8 protein-coding genes are annotated in these 5,666 nt (G+C 36.9%); 3 read left to right on the top strand and 5 right to left on the bottom strand.

Features of this window, described 5'->3' with window-relative positions:
- The first annotated feature begins 471 nt into the window (after window positions 1-471).
- Window positions 472-1,401, top strand: a complete 930-nt coding sequence (gene repM / locus FTT91_RS14050) for a replication initiation protein RepM (RefSeq protein ID WP_180169678.1) — start codon at window positions 472-474, stop codon at window positions 1,399-1,401.
- 49 nt (window positions 1,402-1,450) lie between these two features.
- Here the strand turns inward: repM and FTT91_RS14045 are convergent, their stop codons facing one another.
- Both FTT91_RS14045 and FTT91_RS14040 read right to left on the bottom strand, forming a co-directional pair.
- The gene (locus FTT91_RS14045; protein ID WP_180169677.1) at window positions 1,451-1,948 is read right to left on the bottom strand and encodes a hypothetical protein; all 498 of its coding nucleotides are present in this window, start codon (window positions 1,946-1,948) and stop codon (window positions 1,451-1,453) included.
- A gap of 69 nt (window positions 1,949-2,017) precedes the next feature.
- Complete coding sequence (locus FTT91_RS14040) at window positions 2,018-2,302, bottom strand: mobilization protein (protein ID WP_180169676.1); 285 nt, start codon at window positions 2,300-2,302, stop codon at window positions 2,018-2,020.
- A 195-nt stretch (window positions 2,303-2,497) separates the two neighbouring features.
- Between FTT91_RS14040 and mobQ the strand changes: the two genes are divergently transcribed.
- Window positions 2,498-3,469: a MobQ family relaxase gene (mobQ, locus tag FTT91_RS14035; protein ID WP_004897098.1), complete on the top strand. Its 972-nt coding sequence runs from the start codon at window positions 2,498-2,500 to the stop codon at window positions 3,467-3,469.
- Window positions 3,466-3,936, top strand: a complete 471-nt coding sequence (locus FTT91_RS14030; RefSeq protein ID WP_180006188.1) for a hypothetical protein — start codon at window positions 3,466-3,468, stop codon at window positions 3,934-3,936. Before mobQ ends, FTT91_RS14030 begins: the two co-directional genes overlap by 4 nt.
- Window positions 3,937-4,050: 114 nt before the next feature.
- Here FTT91_RS14030 and FTT91_RS14025 read toward each other — a convergent pair whose 3' ends face one another.
- From FTT91_RS14025 to FTT91_RS14015, 3 genes are all read right to left on the bottom strand, one after another.
- Window positions 4,051-4,332, bottom strand: coding sequence for a type II toxin-antitoxin system YafQ family toxin (locus FTT91_RS14025; RefSeq protein ID WP_001129137.1), 282 nt, complete (start codon window positions 4,330-4,332; stop codon window positions 4,051-4,053).
- Entirely contained in the window at window positions 4,325-4,618 is a 294-nt protein-coding gene (locus FTT91_RS14020; protein ID WP_004870963.1) for a type II toxin-antitoxin system RelB/DinJ family antitoxin, read from the bottom strand. The genes FTT91_RS14025 and FTT91_RS14020 overlap by 8 nt, the downstream gene beginning before the upstream one ends.
- Before the next feature lie 134 nt (window positions 4,619-4,752).
- Complete coding sequence (locus tag FTT91_RS14015) at window positions 4,753-5,382, bottom strand: hypothetical protein (protein WP_078194520.1); 630 nt, start codon at window positions 5,380-5,382, stop codon at window positions 4,753-4,755.
- Window positions 5,383-5,666 lie beyond the last annotated feature (284 nt).

Genomic DNA, 5,666 nt, shown 5'->3' with positions numbered 1-5,666 from the left:
TCCCTTTCGATTTTAAACGGTAGGTACAGAGCATCCCGAATGGGTGCGAACTTTGGAGCTTTTGCTTTTCAAAAAGTATGAGCGAAGCGAATACATTACAAATGCTTTTGCTTTTAGATTTCACAAACAGGATTAACTAAAAACTGCCCCACGAAGCGAGGAACGAGCTTCAATAGAGTACGAGCTTTAGCGAGTACATAGGGCAGTTTGGACTCCCCTCTCGAAAGGCTTTTAATTATTTTTAAAGCTTTTAAATGCTTTTAGACAGCCTGAAACCCTTGTATAGATGGTGTTTCAGGCTATATAAACGGACATTTGCTCTTGTATAAACGGACATTTGCTCTTGTATAAACGGACATTTGCTCTTGTATAAACGGACATTTGCTCTTGATTAAAGGACATTATAAATGTTGACCGTAAAAAGATATTAGATTACATTGTCCTTTAATTAGATAATAATAAGTTCTTCTTATGAAAAATAGTTTAGTCGTGAAAGATAATGCTCTAATAAATGCCAGTTACAACCTAGAGCTAACGGAACAACGTTTGATCATGCTAGCTATCATTAATGCTAGAGAATCGGGACAAGGAATCACTGCTGATAGCAAACTGGAAATACATGCTAGTGACTACGCCAAGCTATTCAATGTATCTGCCGATGCGTCATATAAAGCTTTGAGAGAAGCTGTAAACAACCTGTTTAATCGTCAATTTAGTTATACAGCCGAATATAAAAAAACAGGGAAAGTCGGCATTGTTCGATCTCGCTGGGTAAGCCGTATATTTTATGTAGATGACCTAGCATTGTTAGAAATTACTTTTGCTCCTGATGTAGTGCCTTTAATCACACGGTTGGAAGAACACTTTACAAAATATGAAGCTAAACAAGTTGCTCACCTAACCAGTAAATACGCCACTAGGCTTTATGAATTGCTGATTGCTTGGCGTGAAGTTGGAAAAGTTCCACAACTAGAACTTAGCGAGTTTAGAAACAGATTAGGTCTTGTTGATAATGAATACGCCGCCATGAGTGACTTTAAAAAGCGTGTGCTGGAACCGTCAATTAAACAAATTAATGAGCATACTGATATTACTGCAACGTATGAACAACATAAAAAAGGACGGATCATTTCAGGTTTTTCTTTCAAATTTAGGCAAAAACAACAGCCAAAAATTGAAGCTAAACGAGATCCAAACACCCCTGACTTTTTTATCAAAATGACCGATGCACAACGCCATTTATTTGCGAATAAAATGTCTGAAATGCCAGAAATGGGAAAATATTCACAAGGCACTGAAAGCTATCAGCAATTTTCTATTCGTATCGCTGAGATGCTTTTACAGCCTGAGAAATTTAGAGAGTTATACCCATTTTTAGAAAGAGCAGGATTTAAACGATGATTGAAAAAGAAATTTTGATACCTTAACTACGGCACCTGTAGATAACATCTTATTTTTTAAAGTAATCCTTTATTAGTCTTATTACCAATCCTAATACTAAAAAGATGTAGTAAATAATAGTTAGTGCTGTAAGAATAAATATTTTATCTTCTTTATAATCAATCTTTACATAGTCAAATCTAGCAGTAAAACTGAATAGGGATGAAATATAGTGTAAAATAAAAAAACATAAAGCAAATGGTATTAATATTATTAACATCCACATGAAATCTATAATTTTTTTACGTTTTGAAAAGATAGAGGAGTAGTAAAAATCCACAGTCATATAACCAATTAAAATTAGAAAAAGTGCTCTTATAATTGGATGTAAAGCTAGCATAAACCCACTAGATGACATTATATCATCAGAAGATATTCTTCCGACTCCCCCCCCACCAACAATAAGATGCATAATAATTGGATAAAATATATCCACCATAAAAAAGATGATGCCGAAAACAAAAGGCATAAAAAGAAGAGGTCCAATATCATCTGAATTATTTTTCATATCAATGTAATTACCTTATAAAATACAGAGCATATATCACTTTTTAAACTAGCGTAAAATTCCAAGACATTAAATATCAGTATTTAATAAGTCAAATAGCCTTCTATCACGATCCTCTGTTAAATACTCGTTAAGTTCAGCCAATATTTTTTCTTTATTGGCTTCATTTGCCTGCATTTTCTTAATCAAGTAAGAACCGAGCAAAATTTTACGCCGAGTATCATCCTTGCGCTCCTGTTCTTTCTTTTTGGTACGTTCTCTTGCTTCAATAGCCTGTTTCTGTGCTTTTAACTGTTTCAGCTTCTCTAACTGGGCTTCAATTTTCTTTTCGATATTTTCAGCAGATTTAGTCATAACGGTTAATTTCGGAATATAGAAAACCACTCAAGCATAAGACCCTATGAATTGAAATTCAAGCGGGTAATATGCTATCGTGTTTTTCATGAAATGCGCACTTACGACTTGAATTTCATTCAAGTCATCGTTGCGTAAGGGGAATCCCCTTAACCCCAAAAAATTGCTACGCAATTTAAAAAGGCGAAAGAAAAAATGGCGATTTATCATTGCTCAACAAAAACAGTGAATCGAAGTTCGGGACGAACTGCGGTTGCATCGTCTGCCTACCGTTCAGGGGAAAAACTCAAAGATGAACGAACAGGACTAACCCACGACTTTACGAGAAAGGACGGTGTCGCCCATAGCGAAATTGTGTCTAACCTTGATATAGAAATAGACCGTAGCGAATTGTGGAACTTGGCGGAACAGTCCGAAAACCGCAAAGATGCTCGAACCGCTAGAGAATGGGTGATTGCCCTGCCTGATGAACTGGATGCAGATCAGCGCAAGGACTTGGCAAAAGAGTTTGCCCAATCGCTTGTTGATCGTTATGGCGTGATTGCAGATTTAGCCATTCACGAACCCAGCAAAGGCGGAAATGATAAAAACCATCACGCCCATATCATGCTGACCACCCGAAAAGCTGAATTAGACCCTGACAATAAACTCACTTTGACGACAAAAACCGATATTGAGTTAAGTAATGCCAAACGCAAAAGCCTAAATATGGGAACAACCCAAGACGACATCAAACAGATTCGGGAAACATGGGCGGACTTAGCCAATCACGCACTGGAGCGAGCAGGCTACCGAGAAAAAATAGACCACCGCAGCTATGCCGATCAGAACAATGGACTACAAGCCACCATTCATGAGGGGACTTCGGTCACTCAACTCCGTAGACAAGGCATAGACACCGAAATCAGCCGTTATAACGACCATGTGAAGCAACACAACGCCCAACACCTCAAACAACAGCAACAGCGCACAGACAGCGTTTTACAGCACGGTTTAAACCGTGCCGAGCAAGGCTTCGAGCAATGGCAGAAAAACCAAGAAGCTAAACGCCTAGAACAAGAACGCCAAGCCGAAATACAACGACAGCAAAAACTAGAGCAACAGCAAGCCGAGCGAGCCAACCGTAAAGCATCACAAGACTTAGATCAGGGCGGAATGTACCGATGAGCAACCAAAACGACCTAGATGACCAGCTCTATATTTTACTGGCATCTATGAAAGAGTATCGAGAAGCCATAGCAGACGATAACAAGCGATTAGAAGCGTTTTACAAGGAAGTGGCTAGCGGAGTACTCAATAAGACCGAAAAACACCTAAAAAACGCCAATCAGAAGCAAATAGACGCACTCAACAACAGTATTCGAGAATTAAACAATGCAACCAATCAACTTGACTGGCGATTCATGGCAATCTACACCAGTGCTTTTGTTAGCTTGCTGATCGTTTTCTTTTTAGCATTATTTTTATATGTGCCGAGCATGGACGAAATCAAACAGCGTAGAGCAGACGTTGCATGGCTAGAACAAAAATACAGCCTAGATATTAAAAATTGCAATGGGAAGTCTTGCGTTCGCATCATGAAAAATGACTGTCACGGAGCGAATAAGGATTATTGTGTGATTGACCCAAAATAATGATTAGACAGTACTTTGCTCGGCTCTTGCCATCACCGAATCAATGACAGCAGTCGCAAAGTTGCCCGACTTTGAAACATGGCTAAAGCCATCTTTCAAAGCATCGAGCGATAGTCATCCAAAAATTTCGGAATGGCTATCCAACTGATGCAGTTCTAAAATATCGTCACCAACAAGCCTATAGATCAAGACTAAATCAGGCTTCACATGACAATCACGACAATTTTTAAACTCTGCACCACCTTTCAAGGGATGATCTAAATACTTTTCAGGCAAAGGATTATTTGCGACTAAACAATCTAATACTTCTGCCCATTCAGCCGTAACCAGTTCTAAATAACGTCTTTTAATATCACGTTTAAAAGAACTGGTTACGATAATCTTACGTTTAGCCATGTGCTTCTTCCGACATAGCTTTAATCGCTTCTTCTACCGTTTCGTACTCGGTGTACTCGCCATTTTCAATCTCTTTTAAAGATTGAAGTAACTTGGCTGCTGCTTTAGGAGTTAAAGCAGGTTCTCGTGCATAGTCAAAAGACAAAGGAATCGCTTTAGTTTTAACGATTTGATTCAAGAACAGTTTGAATGCTTGAGGCATAGTCAAACCATAGTCTTCCAAAATAGGGGTAACTTGTTCTTTTAACTCTGCTTCTAAGCGCATATTGAAATTGACTGCGGACATGATTCCCTCACTCAAAAACCATTAAAGTAAAGATAATATAAGTCATATTCTTTACTTTTTCATTACTTTTGATGTAATAAATGATTTCTGACAACTGAATTTCGTATAACAGCCATTATGTTAAATGTATAACTTTATAAAGTGTTAATTTTAAAGTCTTCCAATGTTTTGCCTTTTTCTTCTAATAAATTATGAACAAACTCAGGCTCTAATTTCAGCATCAGTTCAATAGCATCATGGATTTTCCAAAATTGTAATTCAGGATGATCTATTATTTGGATTAAATGGTTTTTAATTAAAGGAATATATTCATCGTATTTTTCATCATCAATTAACCAAAATAAGCGACTAATATCAAATGGTTCTGTATTAGATATTTCTATAATCTTTTGTATAGGATGAAATATTTTTATTCTAGCCTGTTCACCAAATCCTAGATCAGCTTGGAATGCCCAATAACGAACAAAAGCTCTAAGTACATGCTGAAGTGTATCATCATAACCATGTAAACGATGATCTATATAACCAACTAATTTATTTTCATTTAATAAATTTACTAATGCATCAAAACCAGAGGATTGTCCCCAATTAGTCAGAAGTTTTGCTGCCTCAAATACAATATTTTCATCAGAAGAATTTAATAAATTTATGACTTGTTCTATACGATCTTCAGGAATATCTTCTGGATCTAAATCTGTTGCATCACATGCGTAATCTGCATGAGTAGGAACGTCATGCAGTAATACAGAAATTTCTTTATTCATTAAGCCACTCATTAATAATTATCTTAAGATTTTCTAAAATTAACATAATACACCTTATACGAAATGTGTTATAATTTTCCTTAGAAATCAATGCTGTAGTTTCTAGTTTATAGCCCAATCACACCCGATTGGGCTTTTTTTATGACTTTTCACGTTCCACGCCTATTATTTAAGCAATGTTTCACAACTTTGATTAGCTCCAGTAAATAATTAAAACCTAGATAATAAGAACCGAGCGAGTGTCTACGAGCGATTGAGCATCATCAAAATTTCGCCCTCGCCTT

Origin of the sequence: Acinetobacter sp. YH12021 (assembly GCF_013420145.1) — a bacterium.
GTDB classification, from domain to species: Bacteria; Pseudomonadota; Gammaproteobacteria; order Pseudomonadales; family Moraxellaceae; genus Acinetobacter; species Acinetobacter towneri.
Note: the sequence above shows the minus strand (reverse complement) of the source record. Positions and strands in the feature narration are given on the sequence as shown.